The 16,336-nt window shown below is 62.8% G+C and carries 15 protein-coding genes; 5 read left to right on the top strand and 10 right to left on the bottom strand.

The features are described from left to right. The first annotated feature begins 3 nt into the window (after positions 1-3). Together ACLRGI_RS02860 and ACLRGI_RS02855 are read left to right on the top strand one after the other, a co-directional pair. Complete coding sequence (locus ACLRGI_RS02860) at positions 4-1,332, top strand: nicotinate phosphoribosyltransferase (RefSeq protein WP_419200219.1); 1,329 nt, start codon at positions 4-6, stop codon at positions 1,330-1,332. Beyond that, the gene (locus ACLRGI_RS02855; protein ID WP_419200218.1) at positions 1,332-1,958 is read left to right on the top strand and encodes an isochorismatase family protein; all 627 of its coding nucleotides are present in this window, start codon (positions 1,332-1,334) and stop codon (positions 1,956-1,958) included. Before ACLRGI_RS02860 ends, ACLRGI_RS02855 begins: the two co-directional genes overlap by 1 nt. A 148-nt stretch (positions 1,959-2,106) precedes the next feature. Here the strand turns inward: ACLRGI_RS02855 and ACLRGI_RS02850 are convergent, their stop codons facing one another. The 8 genes from ACLRGI_RS02850 to ACLRGI_RS02815 all read right to left on the bottom strand — a co-directional run bounded on the left by ACLRGI_RS02850 (position 2,107) and on the right by ACLRGI_RS02815 (position 11,591). Continuing rightward, positions 2,107-3,882 carry a DEAD/DEAH box helicase gene (locus ACLRGI_RS02850; protein ID WP_419200217.1) on the bottom strand — a complete coding sequence of 592 codons (1,776 nt, stop codon included), beginning with the start codon at positions 3,880-3,882 and terminating at the stop codon, positions 2,107-2,109. Positions 3,883-3,994: 112 nt separating this feature from the next. Next, on the bottom strand, positions 3,995-4,333 hold the full coding sequence (locus tag ACLRGI_RS02845) for a DUF3039 domain-containing protein (RefSeq protein ID WP_419200216.1): 339 nt from the start codon (positions 4,331-4,333) through the stop codon (positions 3,995-3,997). Positions 4,334-4,341: 8 nt separating this feature from the next. After that, positions 4,342-5,124, bottom strand: coding sequence for a glucosamine-6-phosphate deaminase (gene nagB, locus ACLRGI_RS02840; protein WP_419200321.1), 783 nt, complete (start codon positions 5,122-5,124; stop codon positions 4,342-4,344). An 81-nt stretch (positions 5,125-5,205) separates the two neighbouring features. Continuing rightward, complete coding sequence (locus tag ACLRGI_RS02835) at positions 5,206-6,777, bottom strand: transporter (RefSeq protein WP_419200215.1); 1,572 nt, start codon at positions 6,775-6,777, stop codon at positions 5,206-5,208. Continuing rightward, positions 6,759-7,619, bottom strand: coding sequence for an ABC transporter ATP-binding protein (locus ACLRGI_RS02830; RefSeq protein ID WP_419200213.1), 861 nt, complete (start codon positions 7,617-7,619; stop codon positions 6,759-6,761). The genes ACLRGI_RS02835 and ACLRGI_RS02830 overlap by 19 nt, the downstream gene beginning before the upstream one ends. A gap of 41 nt (positions 7,620-7,660) precedes the next feature. After that, the gene (locus ACLRGI_RS02825; RefSeq protein ID WP_419200212.1) at positions 7,661-8,761 is read right to left on the bottom strand and encodes an NADH:flavin oxidoreductase/NADH oxidase; all 1,101 of its coding nucleotides are present in this window, start codon (positions 8,759-8,761) and stop codon (positions 7,661-7,663) included. Beyond that, entirely contained in the window at positions 8,761-9,759 is a 999-nt protein-coding gene (locus ACLRGI_RS02820; protein WP_419200211.1) for a tetratricopeptide repeat protein, read from the bottom strand. The genes ACLRGI_RS02825 and ACLRGI_RS02820 overlap by 1 nt, the downstream gene beginning before the upstream one ends. A gap of 38 nt (positions 9,760-9,797) precedes the next feature. Next, positions 9,798-11,591, bottom strand: a complete 1,794-nt coding sequence (locus tag ACLRGI_RS02815) for a DUF8094 domain-containing protein (RefSeq protein WP_419200209.1) — start codon at positions 11,589-11,591, stop codon at positions 9,798-9,800. Positions 11,592-11,793: 202 nt separating this feature from the next. Here ACLRGI_RS02815 and ACLRGI_RS02810 point away from each other — a divergent pair, with 202 nt between their 5' ends. Beyond that, positions 11,794-13,110 carry an AI-2E family transporter gene (locus ACLRGI_RS02810; protein ID WP_419200208.1) on the top strand — a complete coding sequence of 439 codons (1,317 nt, stop codon included), beginning with the start codon at positions 11,794-11,796 and terminating at the stop codon, positions 13,108-13,110. Positions 13,111-13,117: 7 nt separating this feature from the next. On the opposite strand, the gene ACLRGI_RS02805 is transcribed toward ACLRGI_RS02810, so the two are convergent. Then, the gene (locus ACLRGI_RS02805) at positions 13,118-13,912 is read right to left on the bottom strand and encodes an alpha/beta hydrolase (RefSeq protein WP_419200207.1); all 795 of its coding nucleotides are present in this window, start codon (positions 13,910-13,912) and stop codon (positions 13,118-13,120) included. A gap of 19 nt (positions 13,913-13,931) precedes the next feature. Next, positions 13,932-14,279 carry an Rv1322 family protein gene (locus ACLRGI_RS02800; protein WP_419200206.1) on the bottom strand — a complete coding sequence of 116 codons (348 nt, stop codon included), beginning with the start codon at positions 14,277-14,279 and terminating at the stop codon, positions 13,932-13,934. A 49-nt stretch (positions 14,280-14,328) separates the two neighbouring features. Here ACLRGI_RS02800 and nucS point away from each other — a divergent pair, with 49 nt between their 5' ends. Together nucS and nagA are read left to right on the top strand one after the other, a co-directional pair. Then, positions 14,329-15,024, top strand: coding sequence for an endonuclease NucS (gene nucS / locus ACLRGI_RS02795; protein WP_419200204.1), 696 nt, complete (start codon positions 14,329-14,331; stop codon positions 15,022-15,024). A gap of 47 nt (positions 15,025-15,071) precedes the next feature. Beyond that, on the top strand, positions 15,072-16,319 hold the full coding sequence (nagA, locus tag ACLRGI_RS02790; RefSeq protein ID WP_419200203.1) for an N-acetylglucosamine-6-phosphate deacetylase: 1,248 nt from the start codon (positions 15,072-15,074) through the stop codon (positions 16,317-16,319). Positions 16,320-16,336 lie beyond the last annotated feature (17 nt).

Here is a 16,336-nt window from a genome sequence, read left to right as displayed (position 1 = left end):
TTCGTGAGTAGAGCCACGTCGTGGGACCACCCCGCAACTTCCTTGTACACAGACCACTACGAACTGACCATGCTTCAAGCTGCCTTGCACTCGGGCGCCGCCCACCGCCGCTCGGTGTTCGAAGCATTCGCCCGGCGGCTGCCGGACGGCCGCCGCTATGGCGTGGTGGGCGGCACAGGTCGCCTTTTGGAGGGCATAGCGGACTTCCGGTTCGGCGAGGACGAACTTGCGTTCCTCGAGCAGAACAAGGTGGTCAATCAGGAAACCCTGGACTACCTGGCCGACTACAAGTTCAGTGGCGATATCTGGGGCTACGCCGAAGGTGACGCCTACTTCCCCAACTCCCCCATCCTCATCGTCGAATCCACCTTCGCCGAGGCATGCATTCTGGAAACGTTCATCCTGTCAGTCCTCAACCACGACAGCGCCATTGCTTCAGCGGCCTCAAGGATGACCTCGGCGGCGGGCACACGCCCGTGCATCGAAATGGGTTCCCGGCGTACCCAAGAAGAATCAGCGACGGCGGCAGCCCGCGCCGCTGTGATTGCCGGCTTCGCCAGTACCTCCAACCTGGAGGCCGGACGGCGCTACGGCATTAAGACGGTCGGCACAGCCGCCCACTCCTTCACGCTCCTCCACGACACCGAGCGGGAGGCCTTCGAAGCACAGATCGCGGCATTCGGCCCGGGCACATCACTGCTGGTGGATACCTACGATGTGGAGACGGCGGTGCGTACCGCCGTCGAGTTGGCTGGTGACAAACTTGGCGCCGTCCGGCTGGATTCCGGCGACCTTATTGCGCAGGCGCAGTGGGTACGACAAATGCTGGATGACCTCGGCAACGTGAACACCCGCATCGTAGTCACTTCGGACCTCGACGAATTCGCCATCGCGGCCCTCCAGTCCGCCCCCGTGGACTCCTACGGCGTTGGTACGTCCCTGGTCACCGGCTCCGGGGCACCGACCGCCAGCATGGTCTACAAGCTGGTCAGCCGGACCAATGACGCCGGTGAGTTCATTTCGGTTGCCAAGGCCGCCAAGAACAAGGCCAGTGTCGGTGGACGTAAATACGCCCTCCGCAAGCTCAACGAACGCGGCCGCGCCACGCAGGAAATCGTTGGAATCGGCCACCGCCCGGAAGACGACGGCAACGACCGCGAATTGCTTCACCAGTTCGTCAAGAACGGCGAGGTGCTGCCCGGGTGGACCGGGCCGGAAGGTGTCATCCGTGCACGGGAACGGCACGCCGCCACCATGGCGGAACTGCCCGCCGTCGTGAACCGCCTGCAGCGCGGCGAGGCTGCCATCCCCACCATCTACGAGGAGAACTGATGTCCAGGGCCCTGATCATCGTCGATGTACAAAACGACTTCTGCGAAGGCGGAACGCTCCCTGTCGAAGGGGGCGCCGCCGTGGCTGGCGCCATCACCGAGTACGTGGACGCCAACCAGCAACACTTCGACCACATCGTGGCAACCCAGGATTGGCATGTGGAGCCCGGCGACCACTTTTCGGATGACCCGGACATGATTGACTCCTGGCCTCCGCACTGCAGGGCAAGGAGCAAAGGCGCAGAACTCCACGAAGACCTTGATCCGGAGTACATCCAGGCTTACTTCCGGAAAGGGCAGTTCACCGCTGCCTACTCGGGCTTCGAGGGCGTCCTGGCACCTGAAGACGACGTCCCCGCCGGCGACCTCAAGGCAGGCACCACCGTAGCCGAGGTCCTCGATGAGGACGCAATCGGGCTCGACGACTGGCTGCAGAGCCACGACGTGGAGGAAGTGGTGGTAGTGGGCCTGGCAACGGACTACTGCGTCAAGGCCACAGCTTTGGATGCCGTGCAGGCCGGTTACACCACCACGGTCATCGCCGCGCTCACAGCTGGAATCGCAGAAGACCTTGACGGCACCTTTGATGAAATGGAAGCTGCCGGCGTCGACGTCGAACGCGACTGAAACTAAATCGAGCTGGCACTAAATCGAGCTGGCACTGAATCGAGCTGGCACCGAATCGAGCCGGCACCGGCTTGGACGGAAACAAGGAGGGCGCCGCAACCGCGGCGCCCTCCCTTGTATTTGCTGACTATGCTGACTTTGGAATCGGCTACTTCCTGCCGATGAACCAGTCCTGAAGCTTGCGCAGGCGGGCCTGCAACTGTTCTTCGTTCGCTTGGGCCACCGCCGGACCGCCACATACTTCACGCAGCTTCGTATGAACCACTCCGTGAGGCGTGCCGGTGCGGGCGGACCAGGCAGCCACGTTCTTGGCCAGCTCGTTGCGCAGGTCCATCAGCATGCGGTGGTCAGGAACCGCAGGTGAGGCAGCAGCTGCCAAGGGCGACTGGCGCTTCTTGCGCGACTGCTGCTCGTGCTGGCGCTGACGCAACAGCGTGCCTACCTGCTCGGCGTCGAGAAGCCCCGGAATTCCCAGGAAGTCCAGCTCTTCATCGGAACCGATGTCTGCCCCGGTGCCGAACTCGCCGCCGTCGAAAAGGACGCGGTCAAAGGAGGCTTGGGAATCCAAGGCTTCGAACTTGCCCTTGGTGAGCTCGTCCGACGCCTTGTCCTCTCGGTTGGCCTCGGCCATCAGGTTTTCTTCAGGGTTGAAGAGGCCGTCGTCGTCCTTTTCCGGGCGATCCAAGGCGTGGTCGCGTTCAGCTTCCATGGTGTTGGCCAGCACCATGAGCGGTGGCACGGACGGCAGGAATACCGACGCCGTCTCCCCCCTCTTGCGGGCACGCACGAAGCGGCCCACGGCCTGGGCGAAGAACAACGGCGTGGAAGTGGATGTCGCATAGACGCCCACCGAAAGACGGGGAACGTCCACGCCTTCGGACACCATGCGGACAGCCACCATCCAGCGTTGGTCCCCCGCGGAGAACTCCTCAATCTTGCTGGACGCCTTGGAATCATCGGAGAGAATCACCGTAGGAGACTGGCCTGTAATTTTCTTCAACTGGCCGGCGTAGGCACGTGCGTCATCGTGGTCCGTGGCGATTACCAACCCGCCGGCGTCCGGCACGGTCCGCCGAACCTCGCCGAGCCGTTTGTCCGCGGCCGCAAGGACGGCGGGGATCCATTCACCGGTGGGGTTCAACGCAGTCCGCCAGGCCTGCGAGGTGATGTCCTTGGTCACAGCCGCTTCACCCAGGGACGCCGCCATCTCGTCACCTGCACTGGTCCGCCAGCGCATTTGGCCCGAGTAGGCCATGAAAAGGACAGGACGCACCACGTTGTCCCGGAGTGCATTGCCGTAGCCGTAGGTGTAATCAGCCTTGGACCGGCGGATGCCGTCACGGTCCTCGGCGTACTCGACAAAAGGAATCGGCGAGGTGTCCGAACGGAAGGGGGTACCTGTAAGGGACAATCGTCGCGCAGCAGGATCAAAGGCCTCCCGCAAGCCGTCTCCCCAGGAGAGCGCTTCGCCGCCGTGGTGGATTTCGTCCAGGATCACCAAAGTACGGGCCGCTTCGGTCTTGGCCCGGTGCAGCATGGGCTTGCTCGCTACCTGCGCATATGTGACCGCAACCCCCACGAAACCGCGGCCGTGTTGTCCATCGGAGTTCTTGAAGTTGGGATCAATGGCAACTCCCACTTTGGCTGCGGCGTCCGCCCACTGCCGTTTCAAGTGGTCGGTGGGCGCCACGATGGTGATGCGGTTGACCACTCCGCTGTCCAGCAAGGTGGTGGCGATACGCAACGCGAAGGTGGTCTTACCGGCGCCGGGCGTTGCCACAGCGAGGAAGTCCTTCGGATTGCGGGTCATGTAAAGGTCGAGGGCCTCCTGCTGCCACGCTCGGAGCTTGGGAGCTGTACCCCAAGCGGCGCGTTCCGGGTAGGCCGGAGGCAGGGATGGTCCACCAAAGAGTGTTTCTGTCATGCTGACTCCCCCGGCCTGATGGCAGCGATGACGATCTCCGGCTTTCCGGGCACGCCAAGGCGGACCGTAAGCCGGTGATGATCAGAAAGGGCCGGTGTTCTCTTCCCACCCACTACTTGGAGTTGCCCGGGCCGCCGTTTTTTCCACCGTCGTTGCCGGGGCGGAGGCCTTCGTAAATCTCCTTGCACTCCGGGCAGACCGGGAACTTCTTGGGATCGCGCCCCGGCGTCCAGACTTTGCCGCACAAGGCAATGACGGGCTCGCCGGTCAGGGCCGACTCCATGATCTTTTCCTTGCGGACGTAGTGCGAAAACCGCTCGCGGTCGCCGGGTTCCACTTCCTGGCGCGTTTCTTCGCGCTCAATGGTGGCAGTGGACGTTCCGGCTCCGGAAAGCTCGCGCATGGGGTCGTTTTCGAATGGATCCGGAGGAAGCGTAGTCATGCGAAACATCTTACCGTCTACAGGCCCTGCCACTCCGGCTTGTTGTCATAGGTGTGCCGATAATAATCAGCCAGTTTCAGCGATGACGCGGCCGCCTCATCCACCAAAATGGTGGCGTGGGGGTGCATCTGGAGGATGGATGCGGCGCAAATCGCAGCCACCGGTCCTTCCACGAAATCACGGACGGCTTGGGCCTTCTGGGCGCCTGTTGCGACCAACACCACATGCCTGGCATCCATGATGGTCCCCAGGCCTTGGGTTACTACGTGGTGGGGAACGTCATCGATGCTGTCGAAAAAGCGCGCATTGTCTTTGCGGGTCTGCTCGATCAGCGTCTTGATGCGCGTACGGGATGCCAGAGAGGAGCCGGGCTCGTTGAAACCAATATGCCCGTCGGTACCTACGCCAAGAATCTGGAGATCCACCCCGCCCACGGCCTTGATGGCGTCTTCATAGCCCTGGCACGCTGCCTCAAGATCCTCGGCCGCACCGTCCGGCCCGTGGACGTTCTCCGGTTTGATATTCACCCGGTTGGTGAATTCCCGCCGGATGACCTCACGGTAGGACTCGGGATGCCCTGCTTCCAGGCCCACGTATTCATCCAAAGCGAAGCCATGCGCCTGGCTGAAGTCCAATCCCCCGGCCTCGTATCGGCTGGCCAACTCGTCGTAGATAGGCAGCGGGGACGAGCCCGTTGCCAAGCCCAGGACTGCGTTGGGCTTACGGCGTACCAGCGCTTCGATGGCGTCGGCTGCGAGTGCACCGATCTGTTTAGTGCCAGGGAGAATGACAACTTCCATCGTCACGGCCTTTCTTAGTTTCTTAGCTATCTGACAAAGACGTTATCCCATGTCCCACCTGTGGGCACGGTTGTTACGCGGCTATCGGTTCACACTGAGTTGGGCGAACATTTCCGGACCCCGGGCGTCCAACCATTTTCCACCGAGCCGTACGCCAACCACGAAGAGGATGACGCCGAGTAAAGGTCCCACTGCCAGATTGATCCATCCGGCTTGCGGTCCCCCGCTAACGGCCTGGACAGCCACCAATGCAAGCTCCGGAACGAGCAGGAGGGCCAGAACGCCCATACCAACGGCCTGCACCGCCAGCGTCTGGGCAACGTTTCCTGGCGGCTTCTTAAACGGACTGTCTCCGGGCAAAGGTACGGCGATGTTGTAGCGGGCGGAAATCACCGATGAGAGCCCCAGCCCGGTGAAGAGAGTTCCCAGCGACAAACCCAGAAGGTTGGGAAGCCATTGCCAATCACCGGTGACGAAGAGTGGCCCGATGGTGAACACGAGCACCACTGGCAGCGAGATGGCCAAGCAGGCCAAGGCGCGACCCAATCGATCATCAACGCCCCGGACGCCAGCAGCCAGGTGAAGCGCAAAGGCTGTGTTGTCATACGAGACATCGGCACAGATGGACCATGCCATCATGAACGCCGTCAACGGCCCCAGGATCATGAGCAGGCCGTAGCTGCCACTCTGTGATCCGCTGAAGAAAAAGATGACGGGGAACAAGGGAACAATGACCAGGGAAGCCGCATACCTTGGATCCTTCATCCAGTAGATCAAAGCCCGTGCCGCAACTGCGCCCGCGAGAGTCCCTGGAAGGAGGGCGAACAGCCCGAGTCTTCCACCCTTCCTGGCCGAACCTCCGGAGTACGGGGGCGTCACCAAAGCACGCTGCAGCAGAAGATGCCAGCACAAGAGGAGACCGGCAATGGTTACCGCGGAGATCAGGAATTTGAGGGCTGCGGCGCCCACATTGCCGGACTCCAGGTCGCCGCCCAGGGACCAGGCTGCACCCAGTGGCGTCCAGGCTACAGCGCGGGCCAACACGGCCAGGTAGTCGGCACTGCCGCGAACACCGTCCACGATTCCCACCATGATGGGTCCCAGCAGCATCAGCGGGATGAAGACGATGATGCTGCTGAGGTCCTTGAATCGTCGTGAGGAGGCAAGGCCCGCCGTCGCCGTCGTTACCACCTTGGACAAAACGATGCAGGTAACAGCACCCAGGATGGCGCCCAATAAAGCACCTGCCACAGCCGGAACGCTACGCCACCAGGTTCCCACCGTTCCCAAGGCGGCGAGCAACGTAGCCAACCCTGGAATACCAATGAACCCCGCCAGGGCGAGCCCAGCCAGGAGTTGCCTCGGGGGAATCGCGAAAGTGGTGAAGCGGGCCGGGTCCAAGGTCATGTCCGCCGCGGAAGCGAGGAGCGGAATAATGGCCCAGCCCAGCACCGTGGCCGCACCGCCCAGCACCACTACCGTGTGTGCAATCTCAGCGTCAGCCCACCGCAGCGCAATGAGTCCGCCAATAAGAAGAGAAAGGACGCCGAGGGCATAGAGCAAGCCCAGTGCCATGCCCACCAACTGCCAAGGGCTGCGTTTGAATCCGTTAAGAAGCAGGCGCCACTTCAGGCTCAGAAGGTGCGCAACCATTCCAGCCCCTCCGTCCGGTGTCCGCCGCCCACCAACTGCACAAAACGTTCTTCCAAGGTGGAGCCGTTCCGGACCTCGTCAACTGATCCGGCCGCCAGGACGCGGCCACCGGCAACCACGGCAACGTGGCTGCACATACGCTGCACAAGGTCCATGACGTGGCTTGAAACGATGACGGTGCCCCCGGAGGCGACGTAGCTCTCCAATATTCCCCGGATGTTGGAAGCGGAAACGGGGTCCACCGATTCAAAGGGCTCATCCAGGACCAGAAGACGTGGGGCGTGAATCAGGGCCGAAGCCAAAGCTATTTTCTTTGTCATGCCCGCCGAGTAGTCAACAACCAGCGTGCCGGCGTCAGCCTGGAGATCAAGGGCGGCCAGCAACTCAGAAACCCGGGAAGCCACGACATCACGGTCCATGCCGCGGAGCAGCCCGGAATAGGTGACCAATTGTTCGCCCGTCAGCCTGTCAAAAAGGCGCACCCCGTCCGGCAGGACGCCCAACAGCTTCTTCGCTTCCAGGGGCCGGGCCCAAACATCCACACCATGGACCAACGCGGTGCCAAAGTCGGGCCGAAGCAGGCCGGTGGCCATGGACAGCGTTGTGGTCTTGCCGGCACCGTTGGGGCCAACCATCCCGTAGAAAGAACCGGCAGGAACCTCCAGGCTCACGCCATCAACGGCAATTTTTTCTCCGAACCGCTTGGCCAACCCACGAATGGACAGCGCAGCCAAGGGCGCGCCTTCCGTTGCAGCAGCTTGTGGGAGCGCGGAGGCTTGTGGCGGCGCGGAGGCTTGTGGCGGCGCGGACGTGGGCGTGGGTTCATGGCGTGGTTCCGTCATGAACACAGCCTAACCTTGCCAACAGCAAACCTGAGCAGCTCCTAGAAGCCGTGGCGGGGAACGGCCCTCTGGTACTGCGGAACCCATGGAATGTCGTGGCCCAGTTCGTACGCAGCCCTGAGCCACCAGTGTGGGTCCCGCAATGCGGCACGGGCCATGAAAACAGCATCCGCCCTGCCATTGGCCACAATATCTTCGGCCTGCGTAGGGCTCGTGAGCAACCCCACCGCGCCGGTGAGGACCCCGGCGTCGTTCTTCACCTGCTGGGCGAAACCAGCCTGATAACCGGGCACGGCCCTGATCTGCTGATGCGCTACCGCGCCACCGCTGGAGACATCCACCAGGTCAACGCCACGTTCGGCAGCGGCGCGGGCCAGACGAACTGAAGCCTCGACGTCAACGCCTCCCTCAGCCCAGTCCGACGCGGAAATACGGAGCAGAAGCGGCATGGAGTCGGGGATGACTTCCCTGACCGCATCCACAACGGCGAGCATCAGCCGGTTGCGCCCCTCCTCGCTTCCACCCCAACCGTCCGTCCGGGTATTGATGAGCGGGCTTTGGAACTGGTGCAGGAGGTATCCGTGGGCACCGTGGATCTCCACGGTGTCGAAACCCGCTGCCACTGCACGACTGGCAGCGGCTGCAAAGTCGGCCACGACGCCTTGTATGTCCGCCTCACTCATGGCTCCAGGTGCGGCATAACCGTCGAACGGATCGCCGCCTGGCCCAGCGGTGACCCATCCGCCGTCGGACTCCGGAACCGAGCCGGAGCGCTCAGCAAACGGCCAGTATGTAGAGGCCTTGCGCCCCGCGTGGGCGAGTTGGGCTCCTATCTTGCAGTCGACAGCCCCATGCCGGTGCACGAAGTGCACTATCCGCTCCCAGCCGGCTGCCTGCTCATCGGAGTACAAGCCGGCATCAAGGGGGCTGATCCTGCCTGCAGCATTCACCGCGGCTGCCTCTGTCAGGATCAAGGCTGCGCCACCGGCGGCAAAAGAGCCCAGATGCATCAGGTGCCAGTCGTTCGGGACGCCTTCTCCGCTCTCCGGATGGCAGCTGTACTGGCACATGGGCGAGACCCAACCCCGGTGAGCGACAGTTAGCGAACGCAACCGAAGCGGCGTGAACAGCGCGGACGGCACTAGAAGAGAACCCTCGCGAGCCCTTGGCGGGCCTTTGCAACCCGTTCGTCCTGGGTCCCGACCACTTCGAACAGCTGCAGAAGCCGTACGCGGGCGGTCTCCCGCTCCGGACCGAAATTCCTGCCGATGAACGTAATGATGCGGTTGAAGGCGTCGTCAATGTGACCGCCGGAGATGTCGAGATCAGCCACACCCAACTGAGCCTGGACGTTGTCCGGTTCTTTGGCAGCGAGGTCGCGGAGACTTTCAGCCTCGGGGGCAGAGAGCTTGTCCAATCTGGCCATCAGCTCAACCTGGGCCAAACCCGCCTTGGCATCGGTGTCTGCCGGCTGCTCGAGAAGAGCCTGCTTGTAGGCTGCGGCCGCTCCGGCGTAGTCGCCGGCCTCGATCGCATCGATGGCGGCCTGGTGAAGCGGGGGAAGTGGTGCGGGCTCCGCGTCCTCTGCTGCCGTAGCGTCACCGATACTGCCGGTGACCCCGTTGGCTGCTGCAACCTTGAGGAGTTCCTCCACCAGGTTTCGGATCTGTTCATCATCCGCAGGTCCCTGGAAGAGCGGAACGGGCTGCCCCTTGATCACGGCTACGGCTGTTGGAACAGCCTGAACCTGGAAAGCCTGCGCCAGCTGCGGGAAAGTGTCCACATCGGCGGCTGCAAGCACCAGGCGGCCGCCATAGCTTTCAACAACGCGCTCGGCTGCGTCGAGGACGGCGGGCGACTCGGGCGCATAGCCGGACCACAGAAGGAAGAGCACGGGGATCTGAGCAGACAATTGCACCAGATCCTGGAAGTTTGATTCGGTTGCATCCACTCGAAGTGGGGCCTTGCCGGTTTCGCCCCCTGGCGGCGTGCCGTCCACGGCGGATCCACCCTCCGCCGAAGCAGAGGGGGCAGGCACCGGCGGGGCGGCCGGGCGGCGCAGCGATGACAGGTCAACGGCCCCGCGAAGATTGAGCTGGCTGGCAGCGGCTGGAGTGGGTCGGTATCCGGGCGAACTCATACCGTCCACTCTAGCCGCTGCCCTGCCATGGGCTTGCCTTATTTGAAGCTGGCTCCGACCAGCCCGCGGGTAGCCGCCACGAGCTTCATGGGATCGGCTGAACCTGCCGGGGGAATGTACACAGCCACGGATTCGGCGAAGTTCAGAACCATGCCCGTGGTGGTTTCCTTACCACCGGCGAAAACGGCGGAATCGTCCTCAAGCACAAGCTTGTCGCCTGCCGCCTTGGGGGTGCCCTCAAAAGCGAAGTCGAGACGCCCCACAACCACAGCACCGCCGTCGGCTGTCCGCAGCACCACTGTCTGGTTGCTGACCGGCGTATGCGTGAACTTGAAGTTTGCGCTGGTTCCGTTCTTCACAGTGTCCGCTTGGTAGGCCAGTGCCCCTGCGATGTACGGCGAAGATTGCCCATCGGCCAACTTGCTTCGGTTGGGCGATTCAGGGTTCGTCAGCATCTCGCTCAGGATTTCCAGGGCCTGGTTACCGCTGTAGGCCAGGCCCGCGCTTTCGCTCGCCGGTACAGCTTCAGTTCCGTTGCGCGGAATCGGGAAGGAAGGGAAGTTCGTGCCAGGCTGAAGCGGCGCGCTGCCCCACAGCTTGTAGTTTTCGCGGGGCGAAGTCTGCACGAGGGTCAGGACTTGCGGCACCACGTTGCCCTCGCCCTGCGTGAGGGCGAAGACCGTGCGGGGCCAGTCCCGCTTGGTGCTGATAACGCTGCTCTGAAGCTTGGTGGCGCGGACCGGCATACGCGGCTCGTAAGCAGAAACAGCGGACCGGATCTTGTAGTTCTGCGTCCGGATCTGGAGTTCCATCTTGTCCACGCGGGGAGCCAGCTTTGCGGCGTCCTTTGCAGCGTCCGCTGCATCCACGGTGCTCGCTACCTGCTCAAGGATCCTCTGCAGCTGGGATTCCAGCATGACAGGCGTTCCGCCTTCGGCAGGTGCCGCAGCAGAGGAGGTTGAAGTGGCCTCGGGGGTGGAGGTGGCCTGGGCGGCAACAGCTGTTCCACCAACCATGACCGCTGCCAGCGTTGCCGCGAGTGCGGTGACCCGGAGGGTCGGACCCTCGGTTCCGGCACCACGACGGCGGCCCTCGTCACCCGCGGGCGACTCGGACGTCGGCGACTTTGCAGTGGGCGTCGTTGCTGCAGACGACTGAACCGGAAGGCTGGTGGTTTCTCCACCGTCGCGAGGCTCGTCGTCGTCGTCCTTGCGGCGATTACTGAGTGCTTTGGCGATGAACGGCAATGCCGCTCCCACCAGGATGATGATGATGCCCAGAACAATCAGCGGCACTGCCCATGGGGTGGTGGCGTTGTTCGGGAATGTCATGGAAACCGACGACGGCGCGGGCTGGGTACCGTCGCCGGCAACCAACAGAGACCACTCACCATCAGCGGGAGGGTTCCAGGTGTAGTCCAACTCGCCGCTGGCGTCCTCGGTGCTGACCCACAAGTCGGATCCGGCCGGGGACGGAGCCGTGGCCTCGCCGTCTGCAGAGGACACCTCCAGCGATTTCTGGTCCGCAGAGACGCCTGTCAAGGTGTTGTGGGCAGTCTTGCCGACCCAGGCTTGGACGTCGTCCGGGCGTCCCGTAGCGACGGTAAAGTTGCCTTCACCCTGAATCTTGATCTTCACCGGCCCGTCATGGAGGGCGATCAACTTTTGGTCGATCACGGTCAGCGGGGCAGCTTTAGTATCGCCGGGAACCGAAGCCGTCACGGTCTCGGAGGGGGCCCAAAAAGTCAGCTGGCCAATACCGGCCAGCATCGTGAGCAGGCCCAGCAGCACCAGCAAGGCTGCAGTCTTCAAACGCACAGGATCACCTATCATCAGCGGTCGTTGAACTTCAAGGGTAACCGTTTTGTTATCAGAGAGTCAGATCGAGGTGATCTCGCCGACATCCCTAAAAGCCCGCCACCGCGCCGCTGCAGCACCATTCCGCGCTCCTGATAGTGTGGCGATGATCATGATAATCGGGCCTTCCAACGCCTAAGTCCACCCTGTACCACCACTGAAAAGGCAGCTAAACCGCGTGAAAGACCACATGGAGCCCCGTCCCGTCGATGAGCCCGGGTCCAGTGCGGTGGTTGGCCCTTCCGAGGGCACTGCTGCGACGGTTCCAACTACTCCTGCTGCGACAGTACCCGTCCGCACCGGACGTCTGGCCGCTATCGGCCGCAGGCTCAGGCAGCCCATTCCCGGAGCCCGGAACCGCGTTCGCTTCGAGATGCCCCCGGAGACGGAATCCGAAGAGCGCAGCGAAGGCTTCAGGCCCGAAGACGATCATGGGTTCGGCGCCCCCGGCCCACGGATGTCATCCCAGCACCCTGTATATGTCGGCTTCATGGGTACGGCCGGTGTGGGCATTGCATTGGCCGTATTCTACATCGCCAGCAACACCACCCAGCTCATTTTGTGGATCGTGGCGGCACTGTTCATTGCCCTCGGGCTTGATCCTGTGGTCCGCTGGCTGGAAGGCCGCAAAGTACCCCGGCCCGCCGGCATCCTCATATCCGTCTCAGCCCTTGTGCTCGCTGTGGCCGGATTCTTCGCAACCTTGATTCCCACCATTGTGGAACAGGTATCCGAAATCGTCCGTCAAGCTCCGGAGTGGATCCGCAGCTTCCTCGACTCGGATTTCTTCCGCACCGCAGACAGCCAATTCGGCGTGCGTGACCGTATCACCACTGAGCTGGACAAGTTCGTCAAGGACCCCGAAGCGATGGGCGGCATCTTCGGCGGAGTTGTAGGTTTCGGCTCCACGGTGGCCAACGGCCTCTTCGGTTCCCTGATCGTCCTGGTCCTGAGCCTCTACTTCCTGGCGGCCCTGCCGTCCATGAAGAAGTGGGCTTACCGGCTCGCTCCCCGGTCCCGCCGCCCACGTGTTGAGGCACTTTCTGAAGCGATCACCGACTCCGTTGGCAACTACGTCATCGGCCAGGTGTGCGTGGCCCTCCTCAACGCGATTTTTGCCTTCATACTCATGACTATTTTGGGCATCCCGTTCAGCGTCCTGCTTGCGTTCGTCGTTGCCCTGCTGGCGTTCATTCCCTTGGTAGGCGGCATGATCGCTGCTGTGGTGGTCATCCTGGTAGCTCTGACCGCCGGCTGGCAGACAGCCGTGGTCTACGCGATCGCCTACTTCGCTTACCTGCAGTTCGAGGCGTACTTCATTTCACCGCGCATCATGCAACGCGCAGTGGCAGTACCGGGAGCCGTGGCCGTGATATCGGTCATTGCCGGTGGCAGCCTGCTGGGCGTCCTGGGAGCACTGATCGCCATTCCTACGGCGGCTGCGATCATGCTGCTGATCAAGGAAGTCTTCATCGTCCGGCAAGACAGGCACTGATACCGGGCTAGGCGTTCGCGACCGGCCCCGCCCATTCCCGGGGCAGACCGGCCACTCCGGCACCCGCCGCTGTAACGTCGTCGACGATTTCGTCCAAGACCCGGGCCGCGTACTTCTCGCCGACCCAGAGGTGCTTGGCACCGTCGACGCCGACCAGCCGGGCCTGCGGTACCAGGCTGAACCGCTGGGCTGCTTCAGCAGGCTGCAGGTAGTCATCATGTTCCGGCACCAGAACCGTCAACGGCTTTCCGGAGGCTGCCCACTCCTTGAGGTGCACGTCCGTGGCGCGATGCAAGGGCGGGGACAACAGCACGGCGCCTTCAATCTGCGCCGCCACGGGCTCCACCGCGCCGTACATGAGGGCGAGCTCGGTACCAAAGGACCATCCTACGAGCCACCGGTTCGGAAGTCCGCGTTCCACGGCGAAACGAACAGCCGCCTCGACGTCGTAGCGCTCACCAATGCCTTCCTCGAAACCGCCATCGCTGGTGCCCCGCGGAGAGACCGTGCCCCGCGTGTTGAAGCGCAGGACCGCTACTCCCGCCAGCGCGGGCAGCCTGTAGGAGGCCTTGCGGTAAACGTGCGAATCCATGAATCCGCCGTGGGTGGGAAGCGGGTGCAGAGTGATCAGCGTGGCGGTGATTTCCCCGGATGCCGGGAGCGCGAGCTCTCCCAGCAATACCTTGCCGTCCTCTGTGGTGAACTCCACATTCTCGCGCAGGGCCGGCAGGACCGTGGAAGCACGAATTTCCGAGGGCGCGTCCTGCGGGGTGAAAACGAACGAGGCGGGGTCGAAAGTCATGCAACCAAGCCTAAAGGAATCAGCGGTAGCGGTAAGTCCGGGATGTCCAGCAGTTGGTATGCCAATGCCTGCGCTCCGCCAGCCCCGCCGCCTGCCCGAAGAGATGGCTGTCCGACCACACCACTAAATGGGCTATGCCCGGCAGGATAGCGGTGGAGCAACCAGGGCAGATATATTGCTTCTCGGCTTTCTTGGCCGTCATGGTCCGCACCATCCAGTCCCCGTCAGGCGCACTTTCACGCCGGGCAATCCCGCCGCGCGCCCGCTCAAGGTCAAGCTCCGGTGCGGGTTCCGTCCATTTGCTGCTACCGGCGTTGCCCGAGCGTGTGCTGGACGCGTTGCGACGAGGACGGTTGGAGCGGGGCATGCTTCCATTCTGCCCCAGTCACGCTGTTGTAGGCGGTAATGTGGGGCGGGTGCGACTCGTCATAGCCCGTTGTTCTGTTGATTACGTTGGCCGCCTCAAGGCCCATCTTCCCCTCGCTACCAGGCTCCTGCTGGTCAAAGCGGATGGTTCGGTGCTGGTGCATTCCGACGGCGGTTCCTACAAGCCGTTGAACTGGATGAGCCCCCCTGCGACCCTTCGTGTCACCACCCCTGAGGAAACCGAAGTGGAAGAAGGCGTGGTGGAGCAGTGGACGGTTCAGTCGGCCAAAACCGATGATCGCCTGATCATCAACATCTACGAGCAACTGCACGACACCTCGCACGAACTCGGCACCGATCCCGGCCTGATCAAGGACGGCGTCGAAGCAGATCTCCAACGACTCCTGGCCGAGCAAATCGAGCTCCTCGGTTCCGGTTACTCCCTCATACGTCGTGAGTACTTCACCGCCATTGGTCCTGTGGACATTCTGGCGAGGGATGCCGACGGCGCCACAGTAGCGATTGAACTGAAACGCCGCGGGGACATCGACGGCGTCGAGCAGCTCACGCGGTATCTCGAACTGCTCAACCGCGACCCCCTGCTGGCACCGGTACGGGGTATCTTTGCCGCACAACAGATCAAGCCCCAAGCGAAGGTACTGGCCAACGACCGCGGCATCGACTGCGTCACGCTCGATTATGATGCCCTGCGCGGCGTGGACGACAGCGAGTCCCGGCTCTTCTGAGTTCTTCCCTTCGGGAGACTGTGCCGAGGGCCACTAGAATCAAAAGCATGACTGCCGCTTCCCGTTTCCCATCTTCATCCGCCCCCAGCCATCAGATCATTAGAGGAACGCTTGTCAGCGATGGCGAGGTGGTGGAAGACGGCCTGGTTGCCATTGACGGGGACCGGATAGCCTACGCGGGACCAGCAACAGGCTTCCATCCCGACGACTTCGAAGGCTTCCAGAGCGCCATACGCTTGGGAATTCCCAGTGGTAGTTACCTCCTCCCCGGCCTCGTGGACGTTCATTGCCACGGCGGCAATGGTGGCGACTTCCCAAGCGGGGAAGAAGCCTCGGCGCGTAAGGCAGTGGAGTTCCTGCATCGATCAGGAACCACGACGTTCCTCGCCAGCATGGTCACCGCTCCCCGGGAAGACCTCCTCCGGGGCATCGGGCTTTATGTGAAGCTCGTGGACGAAGGACTCGTTGCCGGCATTCATCTTGAAGGCCCTTTCCTTTCCCACGCCCGCTGCGGGGCACAGAATCCGGACTACTTGTTGGAACCGGACCTGGAGCTCATGGAAGAACTGGTGGGCGCAGCGGCCGGAAAACTGGCCACCATGACCTACGCCCCGGAGCTTACCGGCGCAGCCGCCTTGGTGGACCTGATGACCTCCCATGGTGTCACCCCTTCTTTGGGCCACACGGACTGCGACGACGCCACGGCCGCGGCGTCGCTGGCGGCGGCCCGCGAGGGACTTGAGTCAGCAGGGTTCGACGGCGTCAGCTCGCTTCCCACCGTCACGCACCTTTTCAATGGGATGCCGCCCCTGCATCATCGTGCCCCTGGTCCCGTTGCTGCATGCCTGCGCATGGCCCAGGAAGGGAAGGCTGTTGTGGAACTGATCGCAGACGGAACCCATTTGGATCCCAGCACGGTGTCCACCGTTTTCCAGTTGGTAGGTGCCGGCAACATCGTGTTGGTAACGGACTCCATGGCAGCAGCAGGCCTGTCCGACGGCAACTACATGCTCGGCCCTTCACCGGTGACTGTCAGCGATGGCGTGGCCACACTGGATGCCACCGGGTCCATCGCCGGCGGCACCTCCACCCTCTTGGACGTGGTCAGCAAAACGGTGGCAGCCGGCGTCGCGCTTCCCGATGCTATTTGCTCGGCGACGTCGGTTCCCGCTGCTGTCCTCGGACTTTCCGATGAAATAGGCGGCCTCCGCCGGGGGCTCCGCGCCGATGTGGTTGTCACAAACGAGGATCTGGAACTGACGGGGGTAATGCGCAATGGGCAGTGGTTGTCCTAGTGCCGCGTGTTTGAAGT

It is taken from the genome of Paenarthrobacter sp. PPS72 (assembly GCF_048537125.1).
GTDB lineage: Bacteria > Actinomycetota > Actinomycetes > Actinomycetales > Micrococcaceae > Arthrobacter > Arthrobacter nitroguajacolicus_E.
This window is presented reverse-complemented; position numbering and strand designations above follow the sequence as displayed.

What these genes read in the sequence shown, in the direction of transcription:
- ACLRGI_RS02850 (WP_419200217.1), bottom strand. Translation starts at nt 3,882, where the DNA reads ATGACAGAAACACTCTTTGGTGGACCATCCCTGCCTCCGGCCTACCCG.
- nagA (WP_419200203.1), top strand. Translation starts at nt 15,072, where the DNA reads ATGACTGCCGCTTCCCGTTTCCCATCTTCATCCGCCCCCAGCCATCAG.
- ACLRGI_RS02805 (WP_419200207.1), bottom strand. Translation starts at nt 13,912, where the DNA reads ATGACTTTCGACCCCGCCTCGTTCGTTTTCACCCCGCAGGACGCGCCC.
- ACLRGI_RS02835 (WP_419200215.1), bottom strand. Translation starts at nt 6,777, where the DNA reads ATGGTTGCGCACCTTCTGAGCCTGAAGTGGCGCCTGCTTCTTAACGGA.
- nagB (WP_419200321.1), bottom strand. Translation starts at nt 5,124, where the DNA reads ATGGAAGTTGTCATTCTCCCTGGCACTAAACAGATCGGTGCACTCGCA.
- ACLRGI_RS02855 (WP_419200218.1), top strand. Translation starts at nt 1,332, where the DNA reads ATGTCCAGGGCCCTGATCATCGTCGATGTACAAAACGACTTCTGCGAA.
- ACLRGI_RS02820 (WP_419200211.1), bottom strand. Translation starts at nt 9,759, where the DNA reads ATGAGTTCGCCCGGATACCGACCCACTCCAGCCGCTGCCAGCCAGCTC.
- ACLRGI_RS02800 (WP_419200206.1), bottom strand. Translation starts at nt 14,279, where the DNA reads ATGCCCCGCTCCAACCGTCCTCGTCGCAACGCGTCCAGCACACGCTCG.
- ACLRGI_RS02845 (WP_419200216.1), bottom strand. Translation starts at nt 4,333, where the DNA reads ATGTTTCGCATGACTACGCTTCCTCCGGATCCATTCGAAAACGACCCC.
- ACLRGI_RS02815 (WP_419200209.1), bottom strand. Translation starts at nt 11,591, where the DNA reads ATGATAGGTGATCCTGTGCGTTTGAAGACTGCAGCCTTGCTGGTGCTG.
- ACLRGI_RS02830 (WP_419200213.1), bottom strand. Translation starts at nt 7,619, where the DNA reads ATGACGGAACCACGCCATGAACCCACGCCCACGTCCGCGCCGCCACAA.